The sequence below is a fragment of the Saccharopolyspora shandongensis genome, assembly GCF_900106995.1.
In the GTDB taxonomy this organism is placed as follows: Bacteria; Actinomycetota; Actinomycetes; order Mycobacteriales; family Pseudonocardiaceae; genus Saccharopolyspora; species Saccharopolyspora shandongensis.
This window is the reverse complement of sequence record NZ_FNOK01000017.1, coordinates 142,990-159,442: the sequence shown is the minus strand read 5'-3', so window position 1 is coordinate 159,442 and position 16,453 is coordinate 142,990. Positions and strand designations below refer to the sequence as shown.

Below are 16,453 nucleotides of genomic sequence, written 5' to 3'. Positions count from 1 at the left end.
TTCGTGATCCTGCGCGGCGGCATCGACGACTCCGCCAGCGGCGAGGCCGCACTCAAGGAGCTGCGCGAGCACGTCTCCCACGAGATCGGCCCGATCGCCAAGCCCCGCCAGATCATGGTCGTGCCCGAGCTGCCCAAGACCCGCTCCGGCAAGATCATGCGGCGGTTGCTGCGCGACATCGCGGAGAACCGCGAGGTCGGCGACGTCACCACGCTCGCCGACTCGTCCGTCATGTCGCTGATCTCCAAGGGCCTGAACAAGTCCAGCGACGACTGATCGACACGTCCGACGCACCAGGGGCGCCCTCCCGCACGGAGGGCGCCCTGCTGTTCCCGACGGGCTCTTCGATTCGCATGCGGCGCCTTGACCTGGGAAAACCCCGCCTCGATCTTGATTGCGCCGACAACCACGCGCGCCGCGGATGTTAGGATCCCGACAAAGGTGTGCCGGGAAGACTGGTCGGCGTCGCAGTTCGTGCTATCCGCGATCGGAGCCGCCAGTGTCGAAAGCCGCCCGCCACCAGTCCGCCAAGTCGGCTCGAACCTTCGACTTCGGCGCCTACCTGCGGACCGAAACCGTCGGCGGCCTGGTCCTGCTGGCCGCGACCGCACTCGCGCTGCTGCTGGCGAACTCCCCTGCGGCCGGGCTCTACCACGCGGTCCGCGATTTCGAGATCGGGCCGCAGTTCCTGCACCTGAGCCTGTCCGTCGGCGACTGGGCCAAGGACGGCCTGCTCGCGATCTTCTTCTTCGTCGCCGGGCTGGAGCTCAAGCGCGAGCTCGTGGTCGGCGAGCTCTCCAACGTCAAGAGCGCTCTGCTGCCCGTGATCGCCGCGATCGGCGGCATGATCGTGCCCGCGGCGCTCGCCTTCGCGATCGGCCACGGCGCTCCCGGCGCGCACGCCGCGTGGGCGATCCCGGTCGCGACCGACATCGCCTTCGCCCTGGGCGTGCTGTCGCTGACCGGCTCCTGGATGCCCACCGCGGCGCGGGTGTTCCTGCTCAGCCTCGCCGTCGTCGACGACCTCGGCGCGATCGTCGTGATCGCCGTGCTGTTCACCGACGGGCTCAGCGTGCTCGCGCTGATCGCGGCGGTCGTGCTCTGCGTCGTCTACTGGTACCTGCAGCGCAAGCGGGTCACCACGCCGTGGCTGTACGTGCCGCTGGCCGTGGCCACCTGGATCGCGGTGCACACCAGCGGCATCCACGCGACGATCGCCGGCGTGGCGCTCGGGCTGCTCACCCGCGTCCGGCGCGACCCGTACGAGCCGGCTTCGCCGGCGATGCGCCTGGAGCACCGGCTGCAGCCCTGGTCGGCCGGGCTGATCGTGCCGGTGTTCGCGTTCTTCGCCGCCGGCGTGCCCGTGGACGGCGAGTCGCTGGCCGCGATCCGCGAGGACCGGGTCGCGATCGCGGTGATCGTCGGCCTGGTGGTCGGCAAGCTGATCGGCATCTTCGGCAGCTCCTTCCTCGCGGTGAAGCTGGGCATCGGCGCGAAGCCTGAATCGGTGCATTGGCGCGACATGGCGGCGCTGGCGATGCTCGGCGGCGTCGGCTTCACGGTCAGCCTGCTGATCGCCGACCTGTCGCTGACCGGCGTGGCCGCGGAACGGGCCAAGGCCGCGGTGCTGATCGCCTCCGCCATCGCATCGCTGCTGGCAGCGGCGGTGCTGCTGCGCCGCGGCCGCAAGATCAAGAACGGCGACGGCACCGACGACGCCTGAACTCCACGCCCAGCCCCGGGAGACCGCAGTTTCAATTGAAACTGCGGGCCCGAGGTCCGGCACGAGGTTTCAATTGAAACTGCGGAACACCTGGCGCCGCGGGTCACTCGCGGGTAACGCACCGCGAGTCGCCCGGTGGCGTGCTGATCGCGCGTGGCACGATGGGGCACGTGAACAGCGCCCAGAAGAGCACCAACGGCAGCCGTGACGGTGCGGGGTGGACCGCGGTCACGTCCATCCCGCTGTCCGAAGAGGGCACTGCTCCCGACGGGCAGTCCATCGGAGCGTTGGTGCGCGATGCCACGACGCACCTGTCCACTTTGGTCAGGTCCGAGGTCGAGCTGGCCAAGACCGAGCTCGCCGGTGAGGTCAAGAAGGCCGTCAAGGGCAGCGTCTACTTCATCCTCGCGCTGACCGTGCTCGGCTTCAGCCTGTTCTTCCTGTTCTTCACGCTGGCCGAGGGGCTGGCCCAGCTCGGCCTGTGGCGCTGGGCGGCCTTCGGCATCGTGTTCCTGGTGATGCTGCTGGTCGCGGGCCTGCTGGCGCTGCTCGGCTACACGCGGGTGCGCAAGATCAAGGCGCCGAAGCGCACCATCGAAACGCTCAAGGACACCACGAAGATCGCCAAGCGCCACCACGACGAGGAAACCCCGGCCGCGTCCTGACGCTTCCGCTGATCACGGAGCCTTGACCGTCCACTCCGGCCGCTCCGGATGAGGCGCGGGCTGCCGCCCTTCGATGCCGCGGTGCCGATGTCGAAATCGGCGCAAGCCGGAGGTCCCGAGGGACCCGCGGATCAGCTGGTGCAGGGGCCGGTGTCGACCTCCGTGGTCAACTTCGGCGCCGCCGTCACCTCGTCCGCCACTTCCTCCGCCGTGAGCGCGAAGCCCGTTTCCGGGTCGTCCACCGCCGCGCCGAAGACCACGCCCACGACCTTGCCGGACGGGTCGATCAGCGGCCCGCCGGAGTTCCCGCTCTGTACCCGGCCGCGCACCGTGTAGACGTCGCGGACCACGGTGTTCGCGTCGTAGATGTCCGGGCCGCGCAACCTGATCCGCTCCCGGATGCGGCCCGCCGACGCCGTGTAGGGCCCGTCCAGCGGGTAGCCCAGGGCGATCACGTCGCTGCCCGGGCTGACCGGTCCCGGCACGAAGGTCATCGCGTCCGCGTCCAGATCCGGCACCGCCAGGATCGCGACGTCCACGTCCGGCTTGTAGAGCACGACCTTCGCGTCGAACTCGCCGCGACCGATCTCGATCGCCACCCGGTCGGTACCCGCGACCACGTGCGCGTTCGTCATCACCCGGTGCGGCGAGATCACGAAACCGGTGCCCTCCAGTGCCCGCGCGCAGGACGTGGCCCGGCCCCGGACCTTCACCACGCTGGTCCGCGCGTTGCGCACCGCCTGGCTGTTGGCCAGCGCCGGATCCGGCGGCGCGATCTCCGCGACCGGGGTCTCCGAGAAGGGCTCCAGCGCCTGCGGAAAACCGGACACCCCGAGCATTTCGCGCAGATCGTCGGGCAGCGCCTTGGCCGAGGCGGGCATCACCGAGTTCACCGCGGTCAGCACCTTCGACCGGCTTATCGCGGCCGCCAGGCCGGGCATCGCCGACGCCGACGTGAACGGCAGCGCGATCAGCCACGCCACCACGAGCACCGCGACGAACTGCAGGACCGCGCCCAGCGCGTTGTCCACGCCGGTCAGCTTCGGGGAGGTGATCCGGTCCCGCAGCTCCCGGCCGGCCCACATGCCGAAGGTCTCGCCGAAGGCGACCAGCAGCACCACGATCCCGACGCCGAAGGCGAGGCGGGCGACCGGGCTGTCCAGGCGGTCCAGGATCAGCGGCGCGACCTTGAGTCCCACCACCGCGCCGACGAACACGCCCAGGAACGAGAACAGCGCGGTGACCAGGCCGCTGCGAGCCCCCGACACCGCGGCGAGCAGCGCCAGCAGCACCACCAGCAGGTCGACCCAGTTCACCCGCTCACCTCAATCTCGCCGACGATCGGCGGCGCCCCACGGTCCCACAACCCGGCCTCGAAGCGATCCCGCGCGTGCTGGCAGACGAGAACAGGTTCTCAAACCGTTCACGAACGCCCGAAGCCGATGTCCTCAGCCTCCTCCGCGGCCCGCCACGCCTCGTCGAGTTCTCGCACGTCGGAGCGGTTCCATCGACGAGACCAGCCGGCCAGGTCCAGCAGCCCCGACAGCAGGCCGCCGGTGAAACCCCACACCAGCATCCCGGGCACCAGGAACGCCGGGCTCGCGTGCCGACCGGTCAGCTCCACCCGCAGCCGGTTCGCCGGATCGGTGAGCCAGGAGATCGGCACCCGGGCCACCGCCGCCGTCTCGCCGGGATCCACCGGCGAGACCGGGGACGGCTCGGCCCAGTGCGCCAGCACCGGGGTCACCCGGAAACCGCTGTGCGCCACGTGCAGTTCCGGCAGCGTCGCCACCGGGCGGACGCCCTCCGGCCGCAACCCCACCTCCTCGACGGCTTCCCGCAGCGCGGCGTCGACCGGCCCGCGATCGACATCGTCGAGCGAGCCACCCGGGAAAGCAACCTGGCCGGGATGCGAGCTCAGCCCGTCGGCGCGGCGCAGCAGCAGCACGTCCGGGCCGTCGGCGCCCTCGCCGAAGAGCACCAGCACCGCGGCCGGGCGGGCCTCCGCAGGCGGGTTCTCACGCGGCCAGCCGAAGTGCCCCGGATCGAGGTCGGCGGACCGCTCGACCAGGCCGCGCAGCCAGTCGGGCAGCTCCGCCGGGTCGACCAGCGGGCCCGTACGCCGGTTCACCTGGCGCTCCCCAAGGTCCGGTCGACGGCGGCGCGGATCTCCTCCGGGCTCTTGAACGCGACCGGCGGATCGATGCGGCGCACCTCGCCGGAGGCGGTCACCACGTAGCTGATCGGCAGCACGTTCGGCGCCTTCAGCGCGGCTCTGATGCGGTTGTCCCCGTCATGCACGTTGGGGAAGTGAACGCCCAGCTGGGTCAGAAGGTCAAGACCGTCCGCCGGATCGCTCTGCACTTGGACGCCCAGCACCCGGATCGCGCCCGGCTGCTCGGCGTAGGCCTGCAGCGCGGGCAGCTCGGTGCGGCAGGGCGCGCACCACGTCGCCCAGAGGTTGATCAGCGTCGGGCCACCCGCGACGGCGGAGCCCACGTCGGCGGGCCGCCCGTCGGCCAGGCAGCTGCCGGTGATCCCGGCCAGCTCCGCCGGGCCGCCTTCGGCCGCCGGGCAGGGCTGGAGCGCCGCCGCCGCTCGCTGCGCGGGGTCGATCGCGCGGGCCGCCGGCGGCGGAGTGGGCGCGGCGGTCTGCTCCTGCTGCTGGTCGGCTCCGCGCGGCCAGAGCGCGATCACGCCCACCACGGCGAGCACGACCACCACGATCGTCCAGCGGATCTCGTTGCCGTAGGCGCGCAGGTTCACGCCACCGGCTCCTTCGCCGCGGCCTGTTCGACGGTGCTCTCCGGGACCTCGTCGACGACCCCGGCCAGCGCCAGCAGCCGCGGCGTCTCCGGGCCGCGGACCAGCTTGGCCGCCGGGGCGGGTTCGGTCGGGCCCAGCCCGTACGACGGGCAGTCCTTGGCCAGCAGGCAGGCGCCGCAGGCGGGCTTGCGGGCGTGGCAGACGCGGCGGCCGTGGAAGATCACCCGGTGCGAGAGCATCGTCCACTCCTTGCGCGGGATCAGCTCACCGATGGCGTGCTCGACCTTGACCGGGTCCTCCTCCGCGGTCCAGCCCCAGCGCCGGACCAGCCGACCGAAGTGGGTGTCCACCGTGATGCCCGGGACGTCGAAGGCGTTGCCGAGGATCACGTTGGCCGTCTTGCGGCCGATGCCCGGCAGCTTGACCAGCTGCTCCAGCTTCCGCGGCACCTCGCCGTCGTACTTCTCCACCAGCGCCGCGCCCAGGCCCATCAGCGACGCGGCCTTGTTCCGGTAGAAGCCGGTGGAGCGGATCATCTCCTCCAGCTCGGTGCGGTCCGCCCCGGCGTAGGCGGCGGCCGTCGGGTACCGCCGGAACAGGGCCGGGGTGACCTCGTTGACCCGCTTGTCGGTGCACTGGGCGGACAGGATCGTGGCGACCGCCAGTTCCAGGGGCGTCTCGAAGTCCAGCTCGCAGTGCGCGTCCGGGTACGCGTCGGCCAGCGCCCGCAGCATCCGGCGAGCCCGCCGGACCAGCCGCAACCGGGTCTCACCGCCCGAGCCGGCGGCGGCCTTCTTGCGCTTGTTCCGAGCCAGGTCTGACACCCCACCAGACTACGGATCCGATCGCTTCCGGAAGCGGCCGCACCGGCACGGTGCCCGACTCACCGGGGTGTGTCGGGCGCCGGGGGTCTTGCGCGCCCGGATAGGCTGCGCTGCGACACGGTCCGGGCACCCCACCGGATCATGCGAATCGATCGTCACGAAAGGTGGCCGCATCGTCACGCTCGCCGGGAACCCGACCCCGGTTGCACCAGCCCCGAAGGTATGAGCGAGGATTTAAATCATGATGGCTGCCTGGTTCGTCATCGTCGTGCCGCTCGTGATCATGTTCTTCACCCTCTTCATGGAGCGCGTGGAGGCCCGCCTGCGGCACGTAGCGGTGCAGGAGAACGAGGTGGAGGAGCTGCTGGAGAACGCTCGCCCCGACGAGGTGCGTGCGTTGTTCCGGCAAGGTATTGGACGCGCGCTGGAGTTGTTCCAGCTTCGCAGGGTGGGACGCGCCGGTAGGCTGCGTACTCGCCGTTCCCGCGACCAGTCTTAGAATTTAACTGGTAGTGATCGGCGGCACACCGCTAGATTCGCACTCGCGGGTCCGGCACCACAGACAGCCGCCGCGTCTCAACATGGAGGGACGAGGTGGACGAGACACTGGCCCGGGCCGGCATCTTCCAGGGCGTTGAGCCGGCCGCGGCAGAGGCACTGGCCCAGTCGCTGGAACCGGTCGAGTTCCCGCGAGGACACGTGATCTTCGCCGAGGGCGAGCCGGGAGACCGGCTTTACATCATTCAGTCCGGCAAGGTGAAGCTCGGACGCAAGTCGCCGGACGGCAGGGAGAACCTGCTGGCGATCATGGGCCCGTCGGACATGTTCGGCGAGCTGTCCATCTTCGATCCGGGGCCGCGCACCTCGACGGCGACCACCGTCACCGAGGTCCGCGCGCTGAGCATGGACCGCACGGCGCTGCGGCAGTGGATCGCCACTCGCCCGGAGATCGCCGAGCAGCTGCTGCGCGTGGTCGCCCGTAGGCTGCGCCGGACCAACGGCATGCTGGCCGACCTCATCTTCACCGACGTGCCGGGCCGGGTCGCCAAGGCGCTGCTGCAGCTCGCGCAGCGATTCGGCAGCCAGGAGGCCGGCCTGCTGCGGGTCACCCACGACCTGACGCAGGAAGAGATCGCGCAGTACGTCGGCGCATCGCGGGAGACCGTGAACAAGGCGCTGGCGGACTTCGCGCACCGCGGTTGGCTGCGGCTCGAGGGCAAGAGCGTGCTCATCCTCGACCCGGAGCGGTTGGCCCGCCGCGCCCGCTGACGACAGCGACGCCGCGAACTGACGCGCGTCGGCCGACGGGCCCGGGTTCGTTCCCGGGCCCCTCAGTCGACGCGCGTTTTTTCGTGTCCGAAAGCAACCCACCGGACACCTGCCCCGTGTAAACCTTGATCGGTTGACCGACGAGTTGGGGGCGACATGCACTGGATCGGCTACGTCGGGGCGGCGATGCTGCTGCTCCTGGGGATCGCGATCATCCGGGACCGGATCAAACGCCGGCCCTCGCGGCGCCGCGCGCGCATGCAGCGCAACCGCGACTACGCCGCGCGCCGGCGGCTCAGCTCGACGAGCAGCAGCGGCTACGTCGATTCCGGCGGCACCTCACACCACCACCATCACCACCACGGCGACTCGGGTTGGGGGCACGACTCTGGCGGCGGCTGGGACTCCGGCGGCGGCAGCGACTCCGGTGGGGGTGGCGACTCCGGCGGAGGTGGCGACTCCGGCGGCGGCGGTGGCGACTGAGATTCCTTCACTTTTCGTGTCCGGGTCGCAACCCAGAGGTGGCGCCGCGCGTCCCACCTCGGACCGGGGACCGGACCGAACTGAGGGGATCGAAGAGGTGGAACCGGCCTTGATCCAAGCATTGGTCCTGCTCGCCGTGGCCGCGGGCGCCGGACTGGTCATGGCGGTGATCATCGCCTCCACGTCGGGCAAGGACGGTGGGCCTCGTCGTTCTTCCGGCGCGACCGTCACCTCCGCGAGCTACGTCGACGCGAGCAGCGATTACGGCAGCAGCGGGAGCGGCGTAAGCGGTGAAAGCGGCTTCAGCGGCGACAGCGGGAGCGGCTTCGGCGGCGACAGCGGGGGTGGCGGCTTCAGCGGTGGCGGTGACGCCGGTGGGGGCGGTGGCGGCTTCTGACGCCCGCGCCTGCTCCGGGCGCATGTGAAGGGGCTGGGCGCCGCCCCCGACGCGGCGCTCCAGCCCCTTCACATGTGCGTGGTTCGTCCCCCGACGACCAACCACGCTCCCCCGATCCTCCGATGCGTCGGCCCCGAATCCTTGGCACCAGAGGAAAGTCCTCTTGTCGAAGATGCTGGACGGCCGATGCCACCAGCAACCCCTCTCACCTTCCAGGACGCGGCTGCGCCCACGCCGGTTGCAGAGTTCACCCGGATTGCGTAGCCGCTCTAATTTGAGTGTGCCCTGTTTCGGCGCCGGGCGAACCGGGTAGAAGGTCCTTTCCTGGCTCGCGTGAGGCGGATTACCCGAAACCGAGTTGGTACTGTCGTACCAAAATTGGAATACTGGTTCGCGTGTCCCAATCCATGTCCCTCACCGACTACCGCACCGCCCTGACCGCCCCCGGCGCCCGCGGGCCCGTCATCACCTCGTTGCTCGGCCGCCTGCCGATCGCGATGGTCGGCCTCGCCCTGATGCTGTACGTGCAGCGCCAGACCGGGTCGTTCGCGGCGGCCGGACTGGTGTCGGCGGGCGCGCTGATCGGCGTCGCCTGCGGCTCGGTCGCGCAGGGCCGGGTGATGGACCGGGTGGGACCGACCATCCCGCTGTACGTGATGTCCGGCGTGTTCGCGGCGCTGGTGACCATCGAGGTGGTGGTCATCGAGCTGCACGCCCCGGTGGCGCTGATGACCGCGCTGGCGTTCCTGGTCGGGATCAGCGAGCCGATGGTGGGCCCGGCTTCGCGGGCGCTGTGGGGGCGGCTGCTGCCGCCCGGCCCGGCGCGGGACGCGGCCTACTCGTACGAGGCGATCAGCATGGAGGTCTTCTTCATCCTCGGGCCGGGCCTGGCCGGGCTCATGGTCGCGATGCCGTGGCCGGGGACCGGGGTCGTCGTCGGTGCCGCGTGCATGGTCGTCGGCAGCGTCGGCTTCGCCTCCACCCGCGCCGCGCGCAGCCACCGCCCGGAGCCCACGCCCGATGCCGGCGGGAGCCTGCTGGGGGCGATCGCCAGCCCGGGGATGCGGACCGTGGCGCTGGCCGCGCTGGGCTTCGGCATCCTGATCGGCTTCGTCGAGGTCGGCGTGCCCGCGGCCGCGGTGGCAGCGGGCCACCCGACGGCCGGTGGCCTGCTGCTGAGCCTGCTGTCGGTCAGCTCGGTGATCGTCGGCGTCGCCTACGGACTGCGGCCCTGGCCGCGGCCGATGCACCTGCGGCTGCCCGCGCTGCTGTTCGGCTTCGCCGTGCTGCTGACGCTGCTGGCCGTACCGTCGACGCTGTGGGGCCTGTGCCTGGCGCTGCTGGTTGCGGGCAGCCTGATCACGCCGCAGTCCACCGCGCACTCGGTGGCGATCGAGATCGCGGCGCCCGCGGGCACCGCCACCGAGGCGTTCGGCTGGGTGGTCACCTCGGTGACGCTGGGCGCGGCCATCGGCCAGTCCATCAGCGGGCAGCTGGTCGAGATCAGCGGCCCGACGGCCTCGTTCCTGACCGCGAGCGCGGTCGGCGTCGTCGTCGCCGGCATCCTCTGGCTGCGCCGCGGCACCCTGGTCCCGGCCACCTCCCGCGCCGACCTCTCCCTCGCCGGCAACTGACGTTTCAGATCTCGTGAGTGCTTTGGGGTGCTGTGGCGCTCCAAAGCACTCACGAGCCATCACCTGCGGAAACGTTGTGCGGGTCGGGTTGTCGGTGCGGCTGGCTAGCTTGCGCGCATGGAACTCGACCTCACGGCGCCGACCCGGACGCTCGCGCACGCCGCCAACGATCTCGTTCGCCTGCTACCCGGGCGGGTGCTCGACCCGGTGCTCAGCGGCATCGTTCTCGAAGCCACCGCGGATGGCGTCGTGCTCGCGGGCACCGACCGGGAGCGCAGCATCCGGCTCAGCCGCGGGGCGCGGACGCACGCCGAAGGCCGCGTGCTCGTGCCCGCCCGCCCCTTCGCCGAGACGCTGCGCAACATCGACAGCCCCGAAGTCCGGCTCGTCGTCGAGGGCCGCAAGCTCGCGCTGCGCACTCCGAACGCGCGCTTCGCGCTCCCCTTGCTCGACCTGCTGTCCCACCCCGGCGTCCGCGAGGCTCCGCCGCGCGTCGGCGTGCTCGACGCCGACTTCCTGCCGCTGGCCGCCGTCGCGGCGTCCACCGCGTCGCGCGACGACGCGTTGCCGGTGTTCACCGGCGTGCACGTCAGGCAGCTCGGCGAGCGGCTGGTGTTCGTCGGGACCGACCGGTTCCGGATGGCCGTGGCGAGCGCGCCGTGGCGGTCCGAGGTGGCCGAGCTCGACGTGCTGGTCCCGGCGAACCTGCTCGCCGAGATCGCCAAGCAGGCCGACGACGCCGAGATCGTGCTGCACGCCGACGCGGACCGGGTCGGCATGAGCTGGCCGGCGGCCGAAGTCAGCAGCACCGTGCTGGACGCGCCGTTCCCGAGCGAGGCGCGCCACCTCGCCGACGCCTTCGACGGCACCGTCGACGTCGCGGCCGCCGACCTCGCCGGGGCCGTCCGCCGGGTGACGCCGTTCGCCGGGGCGCAGGGCACGGTCCTGCTGGAAGTCGGCGACGCCGAGGTGCGCGTGCGCGCGGCGGACCAGCAGTTCGGCGACGCCGAGGAGGCGATCAAGGCCACCACCAGCGGCGATCGCATCACCACCGCCTACCAGCCCCGATACCTCTCGGATGCGCTGCAGGCGTTCGGCGCGCAGACCGTCCGCATCGGCCTCCGTGCGGGCAACCGCCGTTCGACGGTGATCACCGGCGCGGAGCCGGACCCGTCCGGCGCCGAACTGCACTACGTGCTGATGCCCAAGCGGACCTGACGGTCAATCCCGGAGCTCGCCCCGTTCTCGCAGGTAGGCGAGTTGGGCTTGGACGGTCCACTCCGCCGCGGGCCAGACCGACCGGTCGACGTCCGCGTAGACGACCTCCACCACCTGGCGCGGCGTGACCTCCGGGCCGTGGTCGCGGACTGCCGCGCGGACCTGGTCGAGGCGCTGTTCGCGGTGCTTCAGGTAGGCAATCGCGATCTCCTGGGCGTCGGGCAGCTCCGGGCCGTGGCCGGGCAGCACCCGCAGGCCCGGCGGCAGGTCGGCGAGCAGGCGCAGCGACGCGAGGTAGGAGCCGAGGTGGCCGTCCGGTTGCGCCACGACCGTCGTGCCCCGGCCCAGGATGCTGTCGCCGGTGAACACGGCCGGTTCGTCGTGGTCGGCGACGAAGCACACCGAGTCGGCCGTGTGGCCCGCCGTGGCGACCACGCGGAGCTCCGCGCCGCCGGCCTTGATGATCTCGCCGTCGCGGAACGCCTCCGCGCCCCGGCACAGCGCCGGGTCGAGCGCGCGCACCGGTGCCCCGGTGAGCTCGACGAACTGCTCGACGCCGTCGGTGTGGTCGCCGTGGTGGTGCGTGAGCAGCACCAGCGACACCGGGCCCTGGTCGGCGACTCGGCGCACGTGTTCGGCGTCGTCCGGGCCCGGGTCGATCACCACGCAGTCGCCCGCGCCCGGGGCTCGCACCACCCAGGTGTTGGTGCCCTCCAGCGTCATCGGCGACGGGTTGTGCGCGAGCAGCACCGACGCGTACGGGGTGACCTGGCGCAACGTTCCGTAGGCCGGGTGCTCCATCACTTCGCCTCCTCGAATCCGGGCTCGCCCGGCAGCACCGCATACCACCGGTCATTGCGGCGCACCAGCTTCGGCATGACCTTGCCGAGGGTGCGCTCCACGGCCAGCGCCGCGGGCAGACTGCCGCACTCGGCGAGCTCGCCGAGCGTGACGCGGGTCGGCGGGAGCAGGTGGCAGCGGCCCGCCTCGAAGTCCGCCAGCGCCTGCTGCGGGGTGGACCAGTACGCCTCGGACGCCTCCGAGGTGACCGCGTCGGCCCGCTGACCGGCGGGCATCGCGGCGAGGAAGAACCGCGTGTCGTAGCGGCGTGGCTCGCGCTCGGGCGTCACCCAGTTCGCCCACGGCCTCAGCAGGTCGGCGCGCAGCACCAGCCCCTCGTCGGCGAGGAACTTCGCCAGCGACATCTCGCGGGAGACCAGCGCGGCGCGGGCCCCGGCGTAGTGGCTCGTGTCGCCGACCACCGCCGTCGGGTCCGGACCGGCAAGCAGCACACCGGATTCCTCGAACGTCTCGCGCACGGCCGCGCACACCAGGGCGCGGGCCACGTCCGGCGTGCAGCCGAACCGGTCGGCCCACCAGTCCGCGTCGGGTCCGGTCCACGCCACCGACGCGTCCGCGTCGCGTTGATCGACGCCGCCGCCGGGGAACACCGTCATGCCGCCGGCGAACGCCATGCCCTTCACCCTGCGCTGCAGGAACACCTCCGGGCCCGCCGCGCCCTCCCGGAGCAGCATCACGGTGGCCGCGTCCTTGGGCGCGGCCGGCTGCGTGGGGAGCTCATCGGACACGAATCCCGTTGGCAGGACGCGATCTTCGGGCAGTTGCACCATGCGGGTCACCCTATGCCGGAAAACCACTAGAAGGTGATTCCAGAATTGATTTTTCGCACGGAGAGCGCAGCGCCCCGGTCACCCGCCCGTCGCGTTCGGACCCCCAACTGCTGTAACCGCGATGGATCAACGGCACCATTGCGGCATGGACGAAGCACTGCGAGTCGGCGTGGTCGGAGCGGGTCCCTGGGCGCACCGGGTGCACGGGCCCGGCCTGTCCGCGCACCCGGGAACGCGGTTGGCGGCGGTGTGGGCGCGACGACCGGACGCGGCCAAGACCTTCGCCGAGCCGTACGACGCGGCCGTCGTCGACGGCTTCGACGAGCTGCTCGAATCGGTCGATGCGGTGGCCTTCGCGGTACCGCCCGCGGTGCAGGCCGAGCTCGCGCCGCGAGCGGCTCGCGCGGGCAAGCACCTGGTGCTGGAGAAGCCGCTGGCCGCTGATCCGGCTGGTGCCCGCGAGATCGTCGAGGCGGTGGACGAGGCCGGGGTGGCCGCGCTGCTGATGCTCACCCGCCGGTTCGCGCCGGAAGTGCAGGAGTGGCTGGCCGGAGTGCGCGGGCTCGACGGTGTGCAGGGCGGCACGGGGCGGTGGCTCGCGGGCGGGCTGCTGGCGGGCGACTACGCCGCGTCGGAGTGGCGCCAGGAGCAGGACGGCGCGCTGATCGACGCGGGGCCGCACGCGATCGACCTGCTCGACGCGGCGCTCGGCGAGATCGAGCAGGTGCACTTCGCGCACCGCAGCAGCGACGGCCTCTGGCAGCTCGTGTTCGGCCACGCCGGCGACCTGACCAGCACGTTGACCCTGTCGCTGCGGATGCCGGTGCAGCCGGCGATGGTCGACTTCGCGGTGTACGGCGAGCACGGCCAGGCGCCGCTGCTCGGCCGCCGGACGGCCGCGCGCGAGTGCTACGCCCGGATGCTCGACGACCTCCTGGTGATGATCCGCGAGGAGCGCACGGAGCACCCCTGCGACGTCCGCCGGGGCCTGCACCTGCAGCAGATCCTCGCCGACGTCCTGGCCAGGCTGGGGTGAACGGACCGTTCGCCTCGATGGACGAGGTCAACGGGCCGTTCGCGCCATCCTCTCAGGACGAAACGGCGCTCCTGGCGGTGGGCTAGGAGCGCTGTTGCTGGGGCGTGTAGGCCTGGTTGTTGACCGGGGCCGCGCCGATCGGCGGGAAACCACCGGTGCCGCCCGGCATGGTGGACGTCCAGCCCTCCTCGCCGTTGCTCGCCCCGTTCTGCCGCCGCGAGCCGGACCGGTCCTGCTCGCGCTGCGCGAGCTCTTCGTGCAGCTTGCGCAGCAGGTTGCGCTCCCGGTCGGTCAGCTTCGCGTCGACCGCCGGCGGCACCCGCATGGCGCTCGCCTCGGCCTGCGCCTCGGCGGCTTGCGCCAGCGCCGGTTCGGGCTCCGGCCGGCTCACCGGCCGCGCCGGCTGCGGGATCGAGCGCTCCGGCTCCGCCGGCCGCTCCTCCACGACCCGGCGCGGCTGCTCTGCGGGACGCTCGGCCGGACGCTCCTCGCGAGCGGCCGGACGCTCTTCCCGGGCGGCGGGGCGCTCTTCCCGGGCGGCGGGGCGCTCCGCGGGCGGCGCGGACGGCGCGTCGAGGTGGACGCGGTGCGCGGCCGCGAGGGCGTCCCGGTGGTATTCGGGCAGCTCGGCGCCGCTGTCGAAGACGTCGACGGAGCAGTTGATGCCGGCCCGGCGCAGGGCTTCGATCAGCTGGTAGGCCACCGCCGTGGTGGAGCCGTCCGGGCTGACCTCGGCGAGCAGGATGCGCCGGGGCACCGCGCCGTAGCTGGCGCCCGCCGGCGTCGTCCGCGTGGCGCACCACAGCCCGCGCACGCCCTGGAGGCGCGCCGCGACCGGCGCGAGCGCCGCCAGCAGGTCTCCGTCGTCCTCGGCCGGTTCGCCGAACCGGTGCTCGTCGGCCGGCACCGAGTCGACCACGTTCACCCGGTCCGCGAGGACCTGCGTCGAGCGGGTCTCGTCGAGGATCCGGCGCAGGTGGTACTGCTCGCTGGCGTTCACCGGGATGCGGCCGGCCAGCAGGCAGCCGGTGAGGTATTCGGCGGCGGCGCCCGGCTGGCCGATGCCGAGCAGTTCGCGGGCCGAGTTGATCCCGTCGTCGTCCACCCGGCCCGTCATGGCCAGCAAGAGGTTGTGCAGCCGGTCCACCGGCCCGGCCCCCTCAGCCACGTCCACCACGCACGCCTCCTTCAGGATGTCGGCCGCTCAACCGCGGCGGCCGGCGAGTTCTTCGGCCCCCGTGCACACCAGCACCGACTCGGCGAGCGCGGCGTGGTGGTACGCGGCGGGTTCCAGGTCGGGCGGGAGCACCTCGACGCAGGGTTCGGGTTCGCCGAGCGCCCGCAGAACGCGCTGGATCTCCCCGGTCAGGCCGACGACGTCGGCGGACGCGGTCACCAGCACGACCAGCTTCGCCGCGACGCCGTCGGTGCGCCGCCAGCTGCTGCGCACCTCGCGGACGCCGGGGCGGCCGCGCAGCGTGGCACCGAGCACCAGCACCGCGGAGTCGCCGACGCTGTCCGTCGGCCGTTCGCCGCTGAAGGTGTAGTGCGGGGCTTCGGCCGGGTCGGCCGGGAGGACGGCGTTGACCATCGCGGGGTCGGCGCCCAGCGGGGCCAGCGCGTTGGCCAGCAGCTGGTGTTCGGCGTCGTCGAGCGCGATGCGCTCCCGGACGAGCGTGCCCGGCAACATCCTCGCGACCACGTCGGCGGCGTCTCCGGCCAGCCAGTCGCGGAAGCGCCACAGGTGCCGGTCGGGCAGTCGGCCGGCGAGCCGGAGAAGTAGTTCGTGGCACAGCAGATCGGTTTCGCGCACCGCCACGTCGGCCCCTCCCAAGGCTCGTACTCCATCGACGCGGGTGTCGCTCGCCGCCCCCCCGACCAGCTACACCCGTCCAGGTGAACTTTGGCCGCGATAACCGGATCAATCAAGCCCTTGAACGGTCTTTTCGCGACACACTGGAATCGATCTACCCCTATTCGGGTTACGCCAGATCTGACGAACCCGAGCAGGAGATGATCGCAGCGTACTGGTCGAAGGCGGCGCCGCGCGTCCGAGCCGCCGAAATCGGGGCCGGCGGTATTCGCCGACGACCCGCCGTGACGTGTACGAAACGCGGCGTCACCCGAAATCGGGCAACGCCGCGCAAATGACGTAGCGGACGGCCATTCGGCCGCACTCCGCCTATTCGACCTCGACGATCAGCTCCACCTCGACCGGGACGCCGAGCGGCAGTTCGGCGACGCCCACCGCCGAGCGGGCGTGCTGCCCGGCCTCGCCGAAGATCTCGCCCAGCAGCTCCGACGCGCCGTTGATCACCCCGGGCTGCCCGGTGAAGCCCTCTGCCGAGGCCACGAACCCGACGACCTTGACGATCCGCACCACCGAGTCCAGGCCGACCAGCGCGTCCACCGCGGCGAGCGCGTTGAGCGCGCAGATCGCGGCGTGCTGCTTGGCCTCTTCGGCGCTGATCTCCGCGCCGACCTTGCCGATCCCGGCGGGCTTGCCGGCGACCATCGGCACCTGGCCGGACGTGTAGACCAGCGAGCCGGTGCGCACCGCGGGCACGTAGGCCGCGACCGGCGGCACCACCTCCGGCAGCGGGACGCCCAGTTCCGCGAGACGATCCGTCCATCGACCCATGTCAGGCCCCCTTCGGTCGCTTCAGGTAGGCCACCATCTGCTCGCCGGTCGGGCCGGGCAGGACGGAGACCAGCTCCCAGCCGTCCTCGCCCCACTGGTCGAGGATCTGCTTGGTCGCGTGGATCAACAGTGGAACCGTCGCGTACTCCCACTTCTGCATGCGTGC

General features: G+C 72.0%; 21 protein-coding genes. 11 read left to right on the top strand and 10 right to left on the bottom strand.

Annotated elements, in window-relative coordinates; translation table 11 throughout:
* From BLW84_RS20025 to BLW84_RS20015, 3 genes are all read left to right on the top strand, one after another.
* The coding region (locus tag BLW84_RS20025; protein WP_425441727.1) for an AMP-binding enzyme at positions 1-276 on the top strand (276 nt) is incomplete at its 5' end.
* A 223-nt stretch (positions 277-499) separates the two neighbouring features.
* Positions 500-1,723 (top strand): Na+/H+ antiporter NhaA, encoded by a 1,224-nt coding sequence (gene nhaA, locus BLW84_RS20020; protein ID WP_093267407.1) that lies wholly within the window; start codon positions 500-502, stop codon positions 1,721-1,723.
* Positions 1,724-1,884: 161 nt separating this feature from the next.
* A complete protein-coding gene (locus BLW84_RS20015) occupies positions 1,885-2,388 on the top strand; it encodes a phage holin family protein (RefSeq protein WP_093267433.1) in 504 nt (167 codons plus the stop codon).
* A gap of 131 nt (positions 2,389-2,519) precedes the next feature.
* On the opposite strand, the gene BLW84_RS20010 is transcribed toward BLW84_RS20015, so the two are convergent.
* The 4 genes from BLW84_RS20010 to nth form a co-directional block, all read right to left on the bottom strand.
* Positions 2,520-3,704: a MarP family serine protease gene (locus tag BLW84_RS20010; protein ID WP_093267406.1), complete on the bottom strand. Its 1,185-nt coding sequence runs from the start codon at positions 3,702-3,704 to the stop codon at positions 2,520-2,522.
* 107 nt (positions 3,705-3,811) lie between these two features.
* Positions 3,812-4,519, bottom strand: a complete 708-nt coding sequence (locus BLW84_RS20005) for an NUDIX hydrolase (protein WP_093267405.1) — start codon at positions 4,517-4,519, stop codon at positions 3,812-3,814.
* Positions 4,516-5,154, bottom strand: a complete 639-nt coding sequence (locus BLW84_RS20000; protein ID WP_093267403.1) for a TlpA family protein disulfide reductase — start codon at positions 5,152-5,154, stop codon at positions 4,516-4,518. Before BLW84_RS20000 ends, BLW84_RS20005 begins: the two co-directional genes overlap by 4 nt.
* On the bottom strand, positions 5,151-5,978 hold the full coding sequence (gene nth / locus BLW84_RS19995) for an endonuclease III (RefSeq protein ID WP_177226568.1): 828 nt from the start codon (positions 5,976-5,978) through the stop codon (positions 5,151-5,153). The genes BLW84_RS20000 and nth overlap by 4 nt, the downstream gene beginning before the upstream one ends.
* 244 nt (positions 5,979-6,222) lie before the next feature.
* Here nth and BLW84_RS19990 point away from each other — a divergent pair, with 244 nt between their 5' ends.
* The 6 genes from BLW84_RS19990 (at position 6,223) to dnaN (ending at position 10,979) form a co-directional block, all read left to right on the top strand.
* Positions 6,223-6,477, top strand: a complete 255-nt coding sequence (locus tag BLW84_RS19990; protein WP_029535541.1) for a hypothetical protein — start codon at positions 6,223-6,225, stop codon at positions 6,475-6,477.
* Positions 6,478-6,572: 95 nt separating this feature from the next.
* Positions 6,573-7,247, top strand: coding sequence for a Crp/Fnr family transcriptional regulator (locus BLW84_RS19985; protein ID WP_093267402.1), 675 nt, complete (start codon positions 6,573-6,575; stop codon positions 7,245-7,247).
* A gap of 156 nt (positions 7,248-7,403) precedes the next feature.
* Complete coding sequence (locus BLW84_RS19980) at positions 7,404-7,730, top strand: hypothetical protein (RefSeq protein WP_093267400.1); 327 nt, start codon at positions 7,404-7,406, stop codon at positions 7,728-7,730.
* Positions 7,731-7,839: 109 nt separating this feature from the next.
* Positions 7,840-8,127 carry a hypothetical protein gene (locus BLW84_RS19975; protein WP_143061002.1) on the top strand — a complete coding sequence of 96 codons (288 nt, stop codon included), beginning with the start codon at positions 7,840-7,842 and terminating at the stop codon, positions 8,125-8,127.
* A gap of 395 nt (positions 8,128-8,522) precedes the next feature.
* Entirely contained in the window at positions 8,523-9,761 is a 1,239-nt protein-coding gene (locus BLW84_RS19970) for an MFS transporter (protein WP_425441726.1), read from the top strand.
* A 117-nt stretch (positions 9,762-9,878) separates the two neighbouring features.
* On the top strand, positions 9,879-10,979 hold the full coding sequence (gene dnaN, locus BLW84_RS19965; RefSeq protein WP_093267395.1) for a DNA polymerase III subunit beta: 1,101 nt from the start codon (positions 9,879-9,881) through the stop codon (positions 10,977-10,979).
* A 3-nt stretch (positions 10,980-10,982) separates the two neighbouring features.
* Here the strand turns inward: dnaN and BLW84_RS19960 are convergent, their stop codons facing one another.
* Together BLW84_RS19960 and BLW84_RS19955 are read right to left on the bottom strand one after the other, a co-directional pair.
* The gene (locus tag BLW84_RS19960) at positions 10,983-11,780 is read right to left on the bottom strand and encodes an MBL fold metallo-hydrolase (protein WP_093267393.1); all 798 of its coding nucleotides are present in this window, start codon (positions 11,778-11,780) and stop codon (positions 10,983-10,985) included.
* Positions 11,780-12,610: an NUDIX hydrolase gene (locus BLW84_RS19955; protein WP_177226567.1), complete on the bottom strand. Its 831-nt coding sequence runs from the start codon at positions 12,608-12,610 to the stop codon at positions 11,780-11,782. The genes BLW84_RS19960 and BLW84_RS19955 overlap by 1 nt, the downstream gene beginning before the upstream one ends.
* A 145-nt stretch (positions 12,611-12,755) precedes the next feature.
* Between BLW84_RS19955 and BLW84_RS19950 the strand changes: the two genes are divergently transcribed.
* Positions 12,756-13,646, top strand: a complete 891-nt coding sequence (locus BLW84_RS19950; protein WP_093267390.1) for a Gfo/Idh/MocA family protein — start codon at positions 12,756-12,758, stop codon at positions 13,644-13,646.
* Between the two features lie 82 nt (positions 13,647-13,728).
* On the opposite strand, the gene BLW84_RS19945 is transcribed toward BLW84_RS19950, so the two are convergent.
* Both BLW84_RS19945 and BLW84_RS19940 read right to left on the bottom strand, forming a co-directional pair.
* Entirely contained in the window at positions 13,729-14,823 is a 1,095-nt protein-coding gene (locus tag BLW84_RS19945; RefSeq protein WP_245761254.1) for a flagellar biosynthesis protein FlhF, read from the bottom strand.
* 27 nt (positions 14,824-14,850) lie between these two features.
* A complete protein-coding gene (locus BLW84_RS19940) occupies positions 14,851-15,465 on the bottom strand; it encodes a hypothetical protein (RefSeq protein ID WP_093267389.1) in 615 nt (204 codons plus the stop codon).
* Positions 15,466-15,542: 77 nt separating this feature from the next.
* Between BLW84_RS19940 and BLW84_RS46285 the strand changes: the two genes are divergently transcribed.
* Complete coding sequence (locus BLW84_RS46285) at positions 15,543-15,797, top strand: hypothetical protein (RefSeq protein WP_143061001.1); 255 nt, start codon at positions 15,543-15,545, stop codon at positions 15,795-15,797.
* Between the two features lie 31 nt (positions 15,798-15,828).
* Here BLW84_RS46285 and BLW84_RS19935 read toward each other — a convergent pair whose 3' ends face one another.
* Positions 15,829-16,287, bottom strand: a complete 459-nt coding sequence (locus tag BLW84_RS19935) for a RidA family protein (protein ID WP_093267387.1) — start codon at positions 16,285-16,287, stop codon at positions 15,829-15,831.
* Position 16,288: 1 nt separating this feature from the next.
* Positions 16,289-16,447: a Sp36 family protein gene (gene sp36, locus BLW84_RS19930; protein WP_093267385.1), complete on the bottom strand. Its 159-nt coding sequence runs from the start codon at positions 16,445-16,447 to the stop codon at positions 16,289-16,291.
* Positions 16,448-16,453 lie beyond the last annotated feature (6 nt).